This window comes from Sphingomonas phoenicis, from assembly GCF_047238005.1.
In the GTDB taxonomy this organism is placed as follows: domain Bacteria; phylum Pseudomonadota; class Alphaproteobacteria; order Sphingomonadales; family Sphingomonadaceae; genus Sphingomonas.
Genome location: NZ_JBDFMC010000002.1, coordinates 183,180 through 196,917 on the forward strand (window position 1 = coordinate 183,180; position 13,738 = coordinate 196,917).

16 protein-coding genes are annotated in these 13,738 nt (G+C 68.9%); 9 read left to right on the plus strand and 7 right to left on the minus strand.

Going from position 1 to position 13,738, the window contains the following annotated elements; translation table 11 throughout:
• Positions 1–13: 13 nt before the first annotated feature.
• Complete coding sequence (locus ABC319_RS01595) at positions 14–835, minus strand: hypothetical protein (protein WP_413068550.1); 822 nt, start codon at positions 833–835, stop codon at positions 14–16.
• Between the two features lie 53 nt (positions 836–888).
• Positions 889–2,202, minus strand: coding sequence for a replication-associated recombination protein A (locus ABC319_RS01600; protein ID WP_413068551.1), 1,314 nt, complete (start codon positions 2,200–2,202; stop codon positions 889–891).
• Positions 2,203–2,356: 154 nt separating this feature from the next.
• Between ABC319_RS01600 and ABC319_RS01605 the strand changes: the two genes are divergently transcribed.
• Complete coding sequence (locus ABC319_RS01605) at positions 2,357–2,938, plus strand: PadR family transcriptional regulator (protein WP_413068552.1); 582 nt, start codon at positions 2,357–2,359, stop codon at positions 2,936–2,938.
• Positions 2,935–3,225, plus strand: coding sequence for a DUF2218 domain-containing protein (locus tag ABC319_RS01610; RefSeq protein WP_413068553.1), 291 nt, complete (start codon positions 2,935–2,937; stop codon positions 3,223–3,225). Before ABC319_RS01605 ends, ABC319_RS01610 begins: the two co-directional genes overlap by 4 nt.
• 16 nt (positions 3,226–3,241) lie before the next feature.
• Here the strand turns inward: ABC319_RS01610 and ABC319_RS01615 are convergent, their stop codons facing one another.
• Positions 3,242–4,432: a glycosyltransferase family 4 protein gene (locus ABC319_RS01615; RefSeq protein ID WP_413071583.1), complete on the minus strand. Its 1,191-nt coding sequence runs from the start codon at positions 4,430–4,432 to the stop codon at positions 3,242–3,244.
• 131 nt (positions 4,433–4,563) lie between these two features.
• Here ABC319_RS01615 and radA point away from each other — a divergent pair, with 131 nt between their 5' ends.
• From radA to ABC319_RS01640, 5 genes are all read left to right on the plus strand, one after another.
• Positions 4,564–5,934 carry a DNA repair protein RadA gene (radA, locus tag ABC319_RS01620; protein WP_413068554.1) on the plus strand — a complete coding sequence of 457 codons (1,371 nt, stop codon included), beginning with the start codon at positions 4,564–4,566 and terminating at the stop codon, positions 5,932–5,934.
• A 73-nt stretch (positions 5,935–6,007) separates the two neighbouring features.
• Positions 6,008–6,574 (plus strand): CvpA family protein, encoded by a 567-nt coding sequence (locus ABC319_RS01625; protein ID WP_413068555.1) that lies wholly within the window; start codon positions 6,008–6,010, stop codon positions 6,572–6,574.
• A complete protein-coding gene (locus ABC319_RS01630) occupies positions 6,571–7,014 on the plus strand; it encodes an iron-sulfur cluster assembly scaffold protein (RefSeq protein ID WP_413068556.1) in 444 nt (147 codons plus the stop codon). Before ABC319_RS01625 ends, ABC319_RS01630 begins: the two co-directional genes overlap by 4 nt.
• The gene (locus ABC319_RS01635) at positions 7,014–8,774 is read left to right on the plus strand and encodes a cation:proton antiporter domain-containing protein (protein ID WP_413068557.1); all 1,761 of its coding nucleotides are present in this window, start codon (positions 7,014–7,016) and stop codon (positions 8,772–8,774) included. The genes ABC319_RS01630 and ABC319_RS01635 overlap by 1 nt, the downstream gene beginning before the upstream one ends.
• Positions 8,771–9,097: a DUF423 domain-containing protein gene (locus tag ABC319_RS01640; RefSeq protein WP_413068558.1), complete on the plus strand. Its 327-nt coding sequence runs from the start codon at positions 8,771–8,773 to the stop codon at positions 9,095–9,097. Before ABC319_RS01635 ends, ABC319_RS01640 begins: the two co-directional genes overlap by 4 nt.
• Positions 9,098–9,158: 61 nt before the next feature.
• On the opposite strand, the gene ABC319_RS01645 is transcribed toward ABC319_RS01640, so the two are convergent.
• The 4 genes from ABC319_RS01645 to ABC319_RS01660 form a co-directional block, all read right to left on the minus strand.
• Positions 9,159–9,785 (minus strand): PEPxxWA-CTERM sorting domain-containing protein, encoded by a 627-nt coding sequence (locus ABC319_RS01645; RefSeq protein ID WP_413068559.1) that lies wholly within the window; start codon positions 9,783–9,785, stop codon positions 9,159–9,161.
• 224 nt (positions 9,786–10,009) lie between these two features.
• Complete coding sequence (locus ABC319_RS01650) at positions 10,010–10,150, minus strand: DUF2256 domain-containing protein (RefSeq protein WP_413068560.1); 141 nt, start codon at positions 10,148–10,150, stop codon at positions 10,010–10,012.
• Positions 10,135–11,247, minus strand: a complete 1,113-nt coding sequence (gene aroB, locus ABC319_RS01655; RefSeq protein ID WP_413068561.1) for a 3-dehydroquinate synthase — start codon at positions 11,245–11,247, stop codon at positions 10,135–10,137. Before aroB ends, ABC319_RS01650 begins: the two co-directional genes overlap by 16 nt.
• The gene (locus ABC319_RS01660) at positions 11,244–11,774 is read right to left on the minus strand and encodes a shikimate kinase (RefSeq protein ID WP_413068562.1); all 531 of its coding nucleotides are present in this window, start codon (positions 11,772–11,774) and stop codon (positions 11,244–11,246) included. Before ABC319_RS01660 ends, aroB begins: the two co-directional genes overlap by 4 nt.
• A gap of 83 nt (positions 11,775–11,857) precedes the next feature.
• Between ABC319_RS01660 and ABC319_RS01665 the strand changes: the two genes are divergently transcribed.
• Both ABC319_RS01665 and ABC319_RS01670 read left to right on the plus strand, forming a co-directional pair.
• Positions 11,858–11,992: a hypothetical protein gene (locus ABC319_RS01665; protein ID WP_413068563.1), complete on the plus strand. Its 135-nt coding sequence runs from the start codon at positions 11,858–11,860 to the stop codon at positions 11,990–11,992.
• Positions 11,976–13,736, plus strand: a complete 1,761-nt coding sequence (locus ABC319_RS01670; RefSeq protein WP_413068564.1) for a hypothetical protein — start codon at positions 11,976–11,978, stop codon at positions 13,734–13,736. The genes ABC319_RS01665 and ABC319_RS01670 overlap by 17 nt, the downstream gene beginning before the upstream one ends.
• Positions 13,737–13,738: the final 2 nt, after the last annotated feature.

Sequence of the window (13,738 nt, forward strand, 5' to 3'; positions counted from 1 at the left end):
GGCGCCCCATGCGTCAGGTGACGCCGAAGGTCCAGCCCTCCGTGTCGGCCACCGCGTCGAGGCCGGGTGGATGCCATAGCGTCGGGTCCTCCGCATGCCGGCGCAGCCACGCCGCGCTGACGATCGCATCGGTAGCGTGATCGTCATAGCGGTTGAGCGACGCATGGGGCGCGGTACCCAGTCGCGCCAGGGCATGGTCCAGAGCGGCAGCGTCGCGGATCTTGCTGCGGCCCGGACGAAGCCCGGCGGCGCGTGCGGCGATCGTGGTATAGATTTCGACGATCACCGGCCCGGATGGTGGCAAGGGATCGAACGGCCATACGGGAATGACATCTCGCAGGCGGTCGAGGATGCGCATGCCGGTCAGGCTCGCCTTGCCGACCTGACCCGCGCCGACCAGATTGAAGCAGCTCGACGGACGGAGAGCCGACAGATCGCGCATGCGACGCTCGCAGCGACGCAGCCGCCCGGTGCCGCCACCGAACAGATCGCCCTCGGCGCGTTGATGGCGAAAGTACCGCGCGGTCGTGGGTCGATTCAGGAAGCTGCCGACCCCCAGATGCGGATCGTCGATGCAGGCGTCGTCTATCAACCGCCACAGCTCCTTGGCAGTCGGCGGCGACTCGGGCCAACCCGGAAAGAAGGAGCCTCGGTCTTCGAAGGGCAGACCGAAAGACAGGTCCATGCCGACCAGCATGTCGGTGCGTGCCGCCGCGTGATCCAGCAGCCAGCCGAGTACGGCAGACCGCGACCAGCCTTGGCCGGGCTGCAGCAACACCGGCGCCTCGGCTCCGATCCCGGCCCGGGCGACGGCGATGCCCTTCGGCCGTTCCACCGCCTGCCCCGACCAGTCGATGGCGACAAAATGCGAGAAGTGGGTCGGGGTGGCTATGAGTGCTCGTCCCGCAACGCGTCCCAATGCGCCATCCGCTCCGCGATGCGCTTCTCGAACCCGCGCTCGCTCGGCTCGTAGAAGCGTTGGGGCGGCAATTCCTCGGGCCAGTAGTCGGCACCGGAGAACGCCCCGTCCTCGTCATGGTCGTAGCGATAGCCCTTGCCGTAGCCCAGATCCCGCATCAGCCGGGTCGGTGCGCCGAGGATCGACTTCGGCGGGCTGAGCGATCCGCCTTCCTTCGCCGTCCGCCATGCCGCCTTCTGCGCAAGATAGCTGGCGTTCGATTTGGGCGCGGTGGCGAGGTACAGGCAGGCCTGAACGATCGCCAGCTCCCCTTCCGGACTGCCGAGGAAGTCGTAGGTGTTCTTGGCGGCGATGCACTGAACCAGCGCCTGCGGATCGGCGAGGCCGATGTCCTCCACCGCGGCCCGCGTCAGCCGGCGCAGCACGTAGAGCGGCTCCTCGCCGGCGACCAGCATCCGCGCCAGATAGTAGAGTGCCGCCTGCGGATCGGAGCCGCGAATCGACTTATGCAATGCCGAGATCAGGCCGTAATGCCCCTCGCGATCCTTGTCATAGACCGCCACCCGCCGCTGGAGCAGCGTCGATAACGCCGCGGGATCGAGCGGGGCCGGCAGCCGGATCGCGAACAAGGTTTCCGCCTGGTTGAGGAGGAACCTGCCGTCGCCATCGGCACTGGCGATCAGTGCGGTGCGGGCGTCCGCGTCCAGCGGCAGCGGTGTGTCCGTCGCGGCCTCCGCCCGCTGCAACAGCTGGTCCAGTGCGGCCGGACCGAGGCGGTGAAGTACCAGGACCTGCGCCCGGCTCAACAGCGCGGCATTCAGCTCGAACGAGGGGTTCTCGGTCGTCGCGCCGACCAGGACGACCGTCCCATCCTCGACGAATGGCAGGAAGCCGTCCTGCTGCGCCCGATTGAAGCGATGGATCTCGTCGACGAACAACAGGGTCTTCTTGCCGACGCGGCCATGATCCTTCGCCTCGGCAAAGACGCGCTTCAGGTCGGCCACACCCGAAAAGACCGCCGAGATGCTGGCGAACCGAAGGCCTACCGCGTCGGCGAGAAGGCGGGCGATGGTGGTCTTTCCGGTACCGGGCGGTCCCCAGAGGATCATCGACGACAACCGACCTGCCGACACCATCCGTCCGATCGCACCGTCGGGCCCGGTCAGGTGATCCTGCCCCACGACCTCGGCGAGCGAGCGCGGCCTCAGCCGGTCGGCGAGCGGCGCATCGGCCGGCGTTTCGGAAGATGTCGGGGGTTCGAACCCGGCGAACAGGTCGGCCATGCACCGGAATGTAGGGCGGAGAGGGGCAGACGTCACCCGCGAAGGTGAGACGGACGTAAGGCGTGCGGCAGTTGCAAAGATATATCACCGACACTCTTGACGCTGGATTGTTGCGATATATCTTAGTTGCATCGAAACGTGTTAGGGACCGGTTATGTTCTTCCATCATCATCACGATCATCGGGATCGCCGCTGCGGGTCGATGGGCGGTGGCGGCCGCTGGGCGCGCGGGCCGTTCACCGGCGAGGGCCGCCATGGCGGCGGCGGACGGCGCGGTCGCATGTTCGATGGCGGCGAGTTGCGGCTGGTGTTGCTGCGCCTGATCGCCGACGAGCCTCGTCACGGATACGACCTCATCCGCGAGATCGAGGCGATGACGGCCGGTGCCTATGCTCCCAGTCCCGGCATCGTCTATCCGACGCTGACCCTGCTCGACGAGATGGGGCTGATCGACGAGCAGCAGTCGGAAGGCGCCAAGAAGCGGTTCGCCGTCACCGATACCGGACGTGCGCAACTCGCCGAGCAGGCCGAACTGGTGGACGCGCTCATGGCGCGCCTGCGATCCCTGGGCGAGCACCGCGAACGAACCGACGGAGCGCCCATCCGCCGGGCGATGGGCAATCTGAAGGTGGCGCTTGCCGATCGCCTGGGGCGCGGCGAGTTTTCGGAACAGACGCTCCACGATGTCGTCGCATTGATCGACGAGGTCGCACAGAAGATCGAGCGGCTGCGGTGAACGTGTCGGTCGCACGGGTGCCGACGGGGTCGGCCAGCCGCTATCTCCAGCAACTCGCCAAGCACTGGGGCCACAAGATGACGGTCGCGTTCACCGCGGAGGAGGGAACGATCGACTTCCCAAACGGTGCGCGGCTGGCGATGCGCGCCGAAAGCGAGACGCTGGACGTCGTGCTGTCCGTACCCGATGGCGAGGACAGCGCGCGGATGCGCGACGTGGTGGCGAGCCATCTCGATCGCTTCGCGTTTCGAGAGGCGCCGCTGACGTTCGACTGGCAGGAGGGATAGGTCCGGCTGCCCGGCTTTACCCGGTCGCGATTGACGCAGGCGTGCTGCGGCGAGCGAGGAGCGTCAGGTAAGCATCCAGCACCGCCTGGTTCACGCTGTCCCACCGGTATTGCGCCGCCCGCGCATGCCCCGCTGCGCCAAGCTTGTCCCGCAGGCAAGGCTCGCCGACGATCCGGCCGATCGCATCGGCATAGGCGCTGGCATCGCGCGGCGGCACGAGGAACCCGGTAACCCCTTCCTCGACCAGATCGATCGCGCCGGTGGCGCGGGCGGCGACCACCGGCACGCCCGCGGCCATTGCCTCCAGCGTCACGTTGCCGAACGTTTCGGTGACGGATGGGTTGAAGAACACGTCCATCGAGGCGACGGCCTGGCCCAGCGCAGCGCCGCGCTGGAAGCCGGCGAACACCGCATCGGGAACCTGGGTGGCGAACCAGTCGCGCGCCGGGCCGTCGCCGATCACCAGGATCTTGTGCGGCACGCCCCGCGCGGTCAGCGCGGCCGCGACCTGCGCGAAGACGTCAAGCCCCTTCTCCTTCACCAGCCTGCCGAGGAAGCCGATTGCGACATCGCGGTCGCCGATTCCCAGTTCGCGCCGCCACGCCGGATCGCGGCGGTCGGGCGAGAACCGGTCGTGGTTCACCCCGCGCGACCAGATATCGATCGACGTCGTCACGCCCCATCCGCGCAGGATCGCGGCCATGCCGGGGGTGGGGACCAGCACCTCGTCCGACCGGTTGTAGAATCGCGTCAGCAGCCGTTCGACCGGCCGTTCGAGGAACTTCATGCCGTAATAGCGCGGATAGGTCTCAAATCGGGTATGGAGCGAGGCGACGGTGGCGATGCCGTGCCGCCGGCCCCAGCTCAGCGCGCGGTGGCCGAGCAGTTCGGGCGCCGAGACATGGACGATGTTGGGCGAGAACGCCGCCAGGTCGCGCCGTATCCTGCCCGGCAAGCCACGCGCCATCCGGTACTCGTCCCGTCCCAGCGGCAGCGGCAGTGCCGGCACGTCGACCAGATCGCCTGTCGCCGGGAACGCGGGCCGTGCGACCGTGGGTGAATAGACCCGCACCGTCACCCCCCGCGACATCAGGTGCGCCACCAGCAGGTTCAGCGCCTGATTGGCCCCGTCGCGAACATAATTGTAGTTGCCGCTGAACAGGGCGACGCGCAGGTCCGTGGCCGTCGGGGTATCGTTGACCTGCATGGGCCGGGGGCGATACCCGCGCACATCGCCGAGCGCCAGCCGCATCACCCGTTTGTGACCGATTTATTGCACATCGCCATGGGCCGCCGCCGGGTGTTGTGTTCCCGTCCCGTTCCGCTACATCGCGAGCCATGGCAAAGCCGCAGAAGCGATATGTGTGTCAGGCATGCGGGTCGGTGGCGTCGCGCTGGCAGGGCCAGTGCGGCGACTGCGCTGAGTGGAACACGCTGGTGGAGGAGGCCGGGGCGGTCGTCACTCCGTTCGCGGCGAAGCATAATCTGCACGGCGGTGGCCGGTCGATCGTGCTGACCTCGCTGGATGCGGAGGTGACGCTGCCGGCGCGGATGGCGACGGGGATCGCCGAGTTCGACCGCGCACTGGGCGGCGGCTTCGTCGAAGGATCGGCGACGCTGATCGGCGGCGATCCCGGGATCGGCAAGTCGACCCTGTTGCTCCAGGCGGCGGCGCGGCTGGCCAGTGCCGGGCGCACCGTCGCCTATGTCTCGGGCGAGGAGGCGGCGGATCAGGTCCGGTTGCGGGCACGACGGCTGGGGCTTGGGAACGCTCCGGTGCAACTGGCTGCGGCGACCTCTACCCGCGACATCCTGACCACCCTGTCGGCCGGTCCGCCGCCGGCGCTGCTGGTGATCGATTCGATCCAGACGATGCATTCCGACCTGATCGAGGGTGCGCCGGGCACGGTCAGCCAGGTCCGTGCCTCGTCGCAGGAGTTGATCCGTTTCGCCAAGGAACGCGGCACCGCACTGGTACTGGTCGGCCATGTCACCAAGGACGGCAGCATCGCCGGCCCGCGGGTGCTGGAGCACATGGTCGATACCGTGCTGGCGTTCGAGGGAGAGCGATCGCACCAGTACCGCATCCTGCGGGCGATCAAGAACCGGTTCGGCGGCACGGACGAGATCGGCGTCTTCTCGATGCAGACCGAGGGGCTGTCGGAGGTCGCCAATCCCTCCGCACTGTTCCTTACCCACCGCGAGGAGGGCGTGACGGGCGCGACGGTGTTTCCCGCGCTGGAGGGGACGCGGCCGGTGCTCGTCGAGATCCAGGCGCTGGTCGTCCGGCTCGCGAGCGGCGCGACACCGCGACGATCGGTGGTGGGGTGGGATTCCGGACGGCTGGCGATGATCCTGGCGGTGCTGGAGGCGCGCTGCGGCCTCTCTTTCTCGTCGTGCGAAGTCTATCTGAACATCGCCGGCGGCTACAAGGTGCAGGATCCCGCCGCCGATCTGGCCGTGGCCGCGGCATTGGTGTCGGCGTTGTCGGAGCGACCGGTCGCGGCGGAATCGGTGGCGTTCGGCGAAGTCGCCCTGTCGGGTGAGATCCGGCCGGTGGCGCACGGACCGTTGCGGCTGAAGGAAGCGGGCAAGCTGGGGTTCGAACGGGCGCTGGTGCCCGGTGCGATGGCGAGGGACGATGGACCGCTGCGGCTGACCGGCTTCCGGACGCTGGGCCAGTTCGTCGATCACATGCTGGGCCGTTGAGCGTCGGCGATCTTCATCCGCCCGCTGAAATTCTCTCTCGACTTCGCGGGCCGGTGCCGGTCTTAAGGCGGGCATGGCCCTGACCTCGCTCGACGTGATCGTCCTTCTCGCCGTTGCCGGTGCCGCGGTCATGGGCGCGGTACGCGGGTTCGTGACGGAGGTGCTGTCGCTCTTCGCGTGGATCGCGATCGTCGCCGCGCTGAAGCTGTTCCACATTCCCGTCGCGCAGGCACTGACGGGCGTCGTCGGCACCGTTTCCGGCGCCGCCGTCCTCGCCTTCGCCCTGCTGGCCGGCGTGACCTATATCGGCGGCAAGCTGGTGGCGAACGCGATCGGCCGGCGCACGCGGACCTCGGTGCTGGGCCCGGTCGACCGTGCGCTGGGTTTCGGCTTCGGCGCGCTGAAGGGGCTGATCCTGGCCAGTCTGGTTTTCCTGCTGACCGCGCTGGTGATCGATACGGTCGGTGGCGGGCCGGCGCGACGCCCCGCCTGGATGGTCAAGAGCCGCACCTACCCACTCCTGAACGCGACCAGTGCCGGCATCGCCGATTTCGTCGACCGGCGCCGGCGCGGATTGCCGGTGTTCGGCGCGCGCCCGCTGTCGGATCCCGCCGCGAACGCGACGGGCAGCGAATCATGAGCGGCACCCTCTACAACACCGATATCCTGCGGCTCGCTGCGACGATCCCGCATCACGAACGGCTGGTCGCGCCGATGGGGAGCAGCGAGCGCCGGTCGCCGATCTGTGGCAGCCGGGTGACCGTCGACGTCGATCTCGGTCCTGACGGTCGGGTCGCGGCGGTGGGTCTGCTCGTCCGCGCATGCGCCCTGGGCCAGGCGTCGTCGTCGCTACTGGCCGCCGGGATCGTGGGCCGTACGCCGGCCGAACTGGCCGCGGCGCGCGATGCATTGTCGGATTGGCTGGCGGCGGGGCAGGGGGAGGCACCCGACTGGCCCGGCGTCGCGATCTTTGCGCCGGCGCTGCCCCATACCGCCCGCCACGCCTCGATCCGGCTCGCGTTCGAGGCGGCGGCGGAGGCCGCGGCGATCGCGGCCACCGCGGATCGGGCGACCGGCTGATGCACGAGGCCGGAGAATTCTCGCTGCTGCGCGACGGGGCGGTCCTGCTGGGCATGGGGCTGGCGTTCGTGCTCCTGTTCCGGCGGCTCGGCCTGGGTGCGACGCTGGGCTATCTGGTCGCGGGCGCGGTCGTCGGGCCGCATGTCCTGGGGCTGGTTGGCGATGCCGAAGCGAAGATGGGCATCGCCGAACTTGGCATCACCCTGCTCCTCTTCATCGTCGGGCTGGAATTGAACCCCACGCGCCTATGGCGGATGAAGCAGGAGATCTTCGGCGTCGGGCTGATCCAGGTCGTCGCCTGCGGGCTGGCGATCACCGGGATCGTTCTGCTCGCCGGTTTCTCGCCGGCCGCCGCCCTGGCGCTTGGCCTCCCGCTCGGGCTGTCGTCGACCGCGCAGGTGCTGCCGATGCTGCAGTCCTCCGGCCGGATGCGGACGCCGTTCGGCGAGCGGACGTTCGCCATACTGCTGTTCCAGGACCTGTCGATCGTGCCCCTCATCACGATCATCGCCGCGATGAGCCGCAACCCCGCCGATGCCGGTGGTTCGCCCGGCTGGGTGTTGGCGCTGGAAACGGTGGCGGCGGTCGTCGGGCTGGTGCTGGCCGGCCGCTTCCTCCTGCGGCCGCTATTCAGGCTGATCGGCAATCTGGGCGAGCGCGAGATGTTCGTGTTCGCCGGGCTGTTCACCGTGATCGCCAGCGCCGCCGTCATGGAATTGCTTGGACTGTCGACCGCGCTCGGTGCCTTCATCGCGGGGGTGATGCTGGCCGACAGTCCCTACCGGCACGAACTGGAGGCGGATGTCGAGCCGTTCCGGTCGATCCTCCTCGGCCTCTTCTTCCTCGCGATCGGCATGATGCTCGACCTGAACGCGATCGCCGAGCGGCCGTTCTTCGTCGCCGGCATGGCCATCGCGCTGATTGCGACCAAGGCGCTGGTCATCTTCCTGATCGGGCTGGCGTTCCGGATGACGTGGCGGAGCGCGCTCGCGCTCGGCCTGTTGCTGAGCCAGGGCGGCGAGTTCGGTTTCGTCCTGTTCGCGCAGGCGCAATCGGGATTCCTGATCGCGCCCGACGCCGCCAGCCTGTTCGGTGCGATCATCACCCTTTCGATGGCGACGACGCCGTTCCTGATGAGCGCCACTCGCCGGTTCCGGGCGGAACCGATCGTCAAGGGCGGTGAGCGCGACGGACCGACCGCCGATGGTGCCAACGCCATCATCGTCGGCTATGGCCGTTTCGGCCAGACGGTCGGCCAGATGCTGCTGACGCAGGACATACCGGTGACGCTGATCGACCGCGATATCGAGATGATCGATATCGCAGGCGAATTCGGTGCCAAGGTCTATTACGGCGACGGCACCCGCCTCGACCTGTTGCGACAGGCGGGGGCTGCCGATGCCGAGCTGATCCTGTTCTGCATCGACGGCGACCAGATCGAACCGGCAATGGTCGAGGGCGTGCACGAGGCCTTTCCCAAGGCTGCGATCTACGTTCGCGCCTATGACCGGCGTTCCCTGATCAAGCTGAAGAACGGCCCCGCGGACTATGTCGTGCGCGAGGTGCTGGAATCCGCGGTCAAGATGGCTCGCCTCGCGATGCGCGGCCTCGGCATCGCCGCGAGCGATATCGACCGGGCGGAGGACATGTACCGCGCCCGCGACAAGGAGCGGCTGCGCATCCAGGTCGAGGCCGGCGATATCCGCGCGGCGCGAACCGAGACGGCGCAGCGCTTTCCATGGGGGAACGACCCGAGATGATATTGGGAATGCTGGCCGCCTTGTCCGGTGCCGTTGCGGTCGCTGCCGGTGCGTTCGGCGCGCATGGCGTGGCTGGCCAGCCGGCCGAGTGGCTGCGTACCGGTGGACAATATCAGCTGATCCACGCCGTTGCCGCGCTCGTCGCGCTCCGGCTGGAGGCGCGCGGCCCGGCGTGGCTTTTCGTCGCGGGCGGGGCGATCTTCGCGATCACGCTCTACGCCATGGCCGTCGGTGCGCCGCGGTGGCTGGGGGCGGTGACCCCGGTCGGCGGCGCGCTGATGATCGGCGGCTGGCTGTGGCTCGCCTGGCGCTTGCGCGGCTGACGCAAAAAGGGCGCCCCGACCGTCTGGTCGGGGCGCCTCTCCTGTACAATAGCGACGTCGATCAGGCGATCGCGGCGATCGTGCTGCGGCGGCGATAGCGGGCGGCGGCGCCCACCATGCCGAAGCCGACCATCATCATCGCCCACGTGGCGGGTTCCGGAACGGCGGTGACGCTGTAGTTCGCGGTCTCGAACGCATCCATCGGCACCGAGTTGGAGAACGACAGGCTGGTGATCGTCTCGCCCGCCGAGGTGGCGAACTGGACGTACTGCGACACGTTCTGGTTGCCGTCGGTGGTCGGGAAGCCCAGGCCGTTCGCGGTATACTCGTAGCTGTTCAAGTTCGTATTCACGGTCAGCACGTTATACGTGTCGGGCGAACCCCACAGGAAGCTGAGATAGGTCAGCGGGCTGGTGAAGGCGAGCAGGGCCGGCTGACCGGCGGTGGGGCCCACCGCGAGGAAGTTGTTGCCGAACACCGAACCGGCCGGAAGATCGGCGAACGGCATATCGCTGTTGTACACCTCGCCGCCGGTAAGCGTGGCGACGCTGCCGCCTGCCAGGCCTGCGGAGCTAAGCTCGAGAAAAGGTCCCGTGCCGCCACCCAGCGACGGGAAGATCGCTGCATCGGCAACGGCCGGCATCGCGCACATGGCGGACGCGGCAAGAGCGAGGGTCTTCAGACGCATACATAACTCCCTATTCGAAAAACGATGTCGCCATTGCGACAATCGCTGTCCGCCAAATGTGCAGAGCGGACGAAAGTTCATAAAAGACTCAGTCTTTGGGAACTTCTTTGCGGCTATGTTCCATTCTGGTGCAGAAATGGCGGCATCGTAGCGGCCGCCGCGCTGTCCCGGGCTGGTCGCTCGCCGCCACGGCGATCCCGTTGTCGAGCGACGAATAGGCGGCGTCAGCGTCGCCTGCGACAGCTGTCCGAGCAGTATACGACCTGTTCCCAGTCGCGCGCCCATTTCTTCCGCCATGCGAACGGCCGTCCGCAGGCCGGGCAGACCTTGGTCGGCAGATCGCGCTTGTCTACGCCGTTGGGCACGGGCGTGCGTCCGCGTCGAGGAAGCGTTCGACATCGGCCAGATCCACCGATCGATCGAGATAGGTCTGCCCGATCCCCCGCGCGAGCAGGAAGGGCAGGGTGCCCGCCGCCATCTTCTTGTCGTGCCGCATGTGCTCGACCAAACGTGCGCCGCTCGCTTCGGTCCCGGCCGCGGCGAGACCGTCGGGAAGCCCGATCGCGCGGAAGTGCGCCGCGACGCGCGCGGCATCCGCCGCCGTGCACAGGCCGCGCGCTGCGGAGAAGCGGAACGCCAAGGCGATGCCCGCCGCCACGCCCTCGCCGTGGATCAGGCTGCCGTCGAAACCTGCCTCCGCCTCCAGAGCATGGCCGAAGGTGTGGCCCAGGTTCAGGAGCGCGCGGGTACCATTCGTTTCATGCTCGTCGGCGGCGACGATGCGCGCCTTCGCGGCGACCGAATGAGCGATGGCATGGACACGCGCATCCACGTCGCCGCCCAGCAGGACGGGTCCGTTCGCTTCGCACCACGCGAAGAAGGCGGCATCGTCGATCAGCCCGTACTTGACGACTTCGGCATAGCCGGCGGCCAACTCGCGCGGCGGCAGGGTATCGAGGACGGCCGGATCGATGAGGACGAGGGCCGGCTGGTGGAAGGCACCGATCAGGTTCTTGCCCGCCGGTGTGTTGATCGCGGTCTTGCCGCCGACCGACGAATCAACCTGCGCCAGCAGCGTCGTCGGAATTTGCACGAAGCCGCAGCCACGCTTCAGGATGGCACAGGCGAAACCCACCAGGTCGCCGATCACCCCGCCGCCCAGCGCGACGACGTGGTCACCACGCTCGACGCCGCGGCGCAACAGCCAGTCGCAAACCTCGGCCAGCCGCTCCCAGCTTTTCGTCGCCTCGCCCGGGGGCAGCACCAGCGCCTCGCTCGCGATGTCCGCGCGGGTCAGTGCGTCCTGCAACGTGGCGAGGTGGGGTCGGACATTCTCGTCGGTCACGATCGCCATCGGCCGCCCGCGCGCCAGCGGGCCGAGATGTTCGCCGGCGCGAGCCAGCAGTCCCGACTCGATGAAGATCGGATAGCTTCGATCGCCCAGCGCCACGGTCACCTTCATCGTCCGATCGCCTTCATTATCGCATTCACCGTTGCCTCGTGCGGGCCCCGCTGGCTGGAAACGTGGATATGGGCCATGGCGTAGAGCGGATCGCGCTTGGCGGCGAGATCGGCCAGTACCTGGCGCGGGTCCTTGCCCCGCAGCAGCGGGCGGGTGTCCCGGCGCCGTACCCGCTCGGCAAGGATGTCGGGATGCGCATTCAGCCAGATCGCGGTCGACTGGTCGAGGATCAGCGCGCGCGTCTCGTCGTTGACGAACGCGCCGCCGCCGGTGGCGATCACCTTGGGCACGCCGTCGATCAGCCGGCCGATCACCCGCCGCTCGCCATCGCGGAAATAGGGTTCGCCGAACCGGTCGAATATCTCCGCGATCGTCATGCCCGCCGCCGATTCGATCTCGTGATCGGCATCGACGAACGGCAGCTCCAGCCGGGCCGCCAGGCGGCGGCCGACCGTCGACTTGCCCACACCCATCAGCCCGACGAGCACGAGCGGCCGGCCGTTCCAGGGGGAGTGGCTTTGCATCATCGTTGCCGGCGCTATACAGCGACTGCGCGTCCACGCAAAAGCGGCGGCATCGCGCACGATTAATCGTTATCAAGGCTTATTCCATGTCCCGCCTGGTCGTCTTCCTCATCGTCCTCCTGGTCGTGATCGGGGGCGTGCTGTTCCTGCTCGCCGGCCGCGATTCGGAACGCCCGGCGGCACAGGTCGAAAAGCAGGTCTCGCTTGCGAACCTCCAATAGGGCGGCCCTGGCGGCGGCGCTCGGCGTCGTCGCACTGGGTGGCGCCGGTCTGGCGCAGGATCGGCCCGAATCGATCCTGCCGCCCGGCTTCGGCGATCCCGCGCCCGCGCCTCGGGCCACGGCCTCGCCACGGGCGGCGCCTGCCGTTCCCGGGGCTGTGCCGACACCCGACGTGGCCGGCGCGATCGTCCAGCCGCTGCCCTCGGACACGCCGTCGCCACTGCCCACGCCCAGTGCCACGCCGTCGCCGGTCGATCCGATGGCTCTCGCCGCATACGAGATGCCTCCCTTCGCCCGTCGCTCGCTGAACAGCGTCGGGATCGGCAACGGCATCGCGCCCGATGCCTTCGGCGGCGCGGACGGCATGTATGTGGAGCAGCTGATGCGGCGCATGGCGGCGCCCCTGCCGTCGCGGTGGCTGTCGATCGCGCTGCGCCGCGCGCTGGTCAGCCGCCTGGACACGCCGCGCCACCTGAACGGCGCCGATTTCGCGGCCGAGCGCGCCTGGCTGCTGCTCCGCATGGGCGAATCGATGGCCGCGCGTGCCGTCGTCCAGCAGGTCGACAATCGCAACTACACGCCCAAACTCTACCAGGTCGCGCTGAACGCGATGCTTGCGGCGGGCGATCCGGCCGGGCTGTGCCCGCTGGCTGAGGGTGGCCTGGCCGTCACCGGGGAGGGCGCCTGGGCGCTCGCCCGCCCGGTCTGCACCACGTTGGCCGGCAATCCGGCCGCGGCGCGTCAGACGCTGGCGTCGGTCCGCCGCCGTCGCATCGCGCCGACCTTCGACATCCGGCTGGCCGAGAAGGTGATGGGCGCCGCTGGGGGACGTCAGGCGGTGACGGTGGAGTGGACCGATGCCGATCGGTTGACGCCGTGGCGATTCGGGCTGGCGACGGCCACGGGCGTGGCGATCCCCGACGACTTCTATGCCGCCGTCGGCCCGCAGCTGACCGGGTGGCGCGCCCTGTCGCCGTCGATACCGGTCAAGGACCGCGTGACGATCGCCGAGCAGGCGGCGGCGCAGGGCGTGCTGTCGAACGTTGCGCTGGTCGACCTCTACGGCGCCGTGGCGATGGCGGACGACGCGCCCGCCGGTGCCGCCGCGACGGCATCGGACCTGCGCACCGCCTATGCCGATCCCGATCCGGCGGCCCGGGCATCGGCGCTCCGCCAGCTATGGGGCAGCACTCCCGCCTATGGGCGTCTGGTGTTGACCGCGCGCGCCGCGGTTCGCCAGCCGGCCGCGGCGAACAACGCCGATGCCGACCGGCTGGTCGCCTCGATGCTGTCGGCCGGGCTCGACCGGACGGCGCAGCGCTGGGCCGGGCTGGTTCCGGTTGGTGGTCAGGCATGGGCGTTGCTGGCGCTCGCCGACCCCGATGGCGGCCGACGCTACGCGTTCGGCGATGTCGAATCCTATGGCGGCGGCGAGCTGCGGCAGCGCTTCCTGTTCGCGGGGCTGGCCGGCCTCGGGCGTCTGCCGGCGGCGGAGATAGAGCGCGGCGCCGAGTCGCTCGCCATCCCCATCGGTGTGCAGAACAGCTGGACCCGTGCGCTCGATCGTGCCGTGGCGGAGAACCAGCCCGGCACGGTGCTGGTACTGGCGGGTATCGGGATGCAGACCGGTGCGTGGCGCGGTGTCCCGGCCGCCTATCTGTACCGCATCGTCGCGGCGCTGCGCGCCGTGGGGCTGGAGGGGGAGGCCCGGATGATCGCCGCAGAGGCGGTCGCCCGGGCGTGAGC

Excerpts from the sequence above, each read along its gene's own strand:
- ABC319_RS01625 (WP_413068555.1), top strand. The coding sequence starts at position 6,008 with ATGGCCCTGACCTCGCTCGACGTGATCGTCCTTCTCGCCGTTGCCGGT.
- radA (WP_413068554.1), top strand. The coding sequence starts at position 4,564 with ATGGCAAAGCCGCAGAAGCGATATGTGTGTCAGGCATGCGGGTCGGTG.
- ABC319_RS01600 (WP_413068551.1), bottom strand. The coding sequence starts at position 2,202 with ATGGCCGACCTGTTCGCCGGGTTCGAACCCCCGACATCTTCCGAAACG.
- ABC319_RS01630 (WP_413068556.1), top strand. The coding sequence starts at position 6,571 with ATGAGCGGCACCCTCTACAACACCGATATCCTGCGGCTCGCTGCGACG.
- ABC319_RS01665 (WP_413068563.1), top strand. The coding sequence starts at position 11,858 with ATGTCCCGCCTGGTCGTCTTCCTCATCGTCCTCCTGGTCGTGATCGGG.
- ABC319_RS01615 (WP_413071583.1), bottom strand. The coding sequence starts at position 4,432 with ATGCAGGTCAACGATACCCCGACGGCCACGGACCTGCGCGTCGCCCTG.
- ABC319_RS01660 (WP_413068562.1), bottom strand. The coding sequence starts at position 11,774 with ATGATGCAAAGCCACTCCCCCTGGAACGGCCGGCCGCTCGTGCTCGTC.
- ABC319_RS01640 (WP_413068558.1), top strand. The coding sequence starts at position 8,771 with ATGATATTGGGAATGCTGGCCGCCTTGTCCGGTGCCGTTGCGGTCGCT.
- ABC319_RS01605 (WP_413068552.1), top strand. The coding sequence starts at position 2,357 with ATGTTCTTCCATCATCATCACGATCATCGGGATCGCCGCTGCGGGTCG.
- aroB (WP_413068561.1), bottom strand. The coding sequence starts at position 11,247 with ATGAAGGTGACCGTGGCGCTGGGCGATCGAAGCTATCCGATCTTCATC.
- ABC319_RS01635 (WP_413068557.1), top strand. The coding sequence starts at position 7,014 with ATGCACGAGGCCGGAGAATTCTCGCTGCTGCGCGACGGGGCGGTCCTG.
- ABC319_RS01645 (WP_413068559.1), bottom strand. The coding sequence starts at position 9,785 with ATGCGTCTGAAGACCCTCGCTCTTGCCGCGTCCGCCATGTGCGCGATG.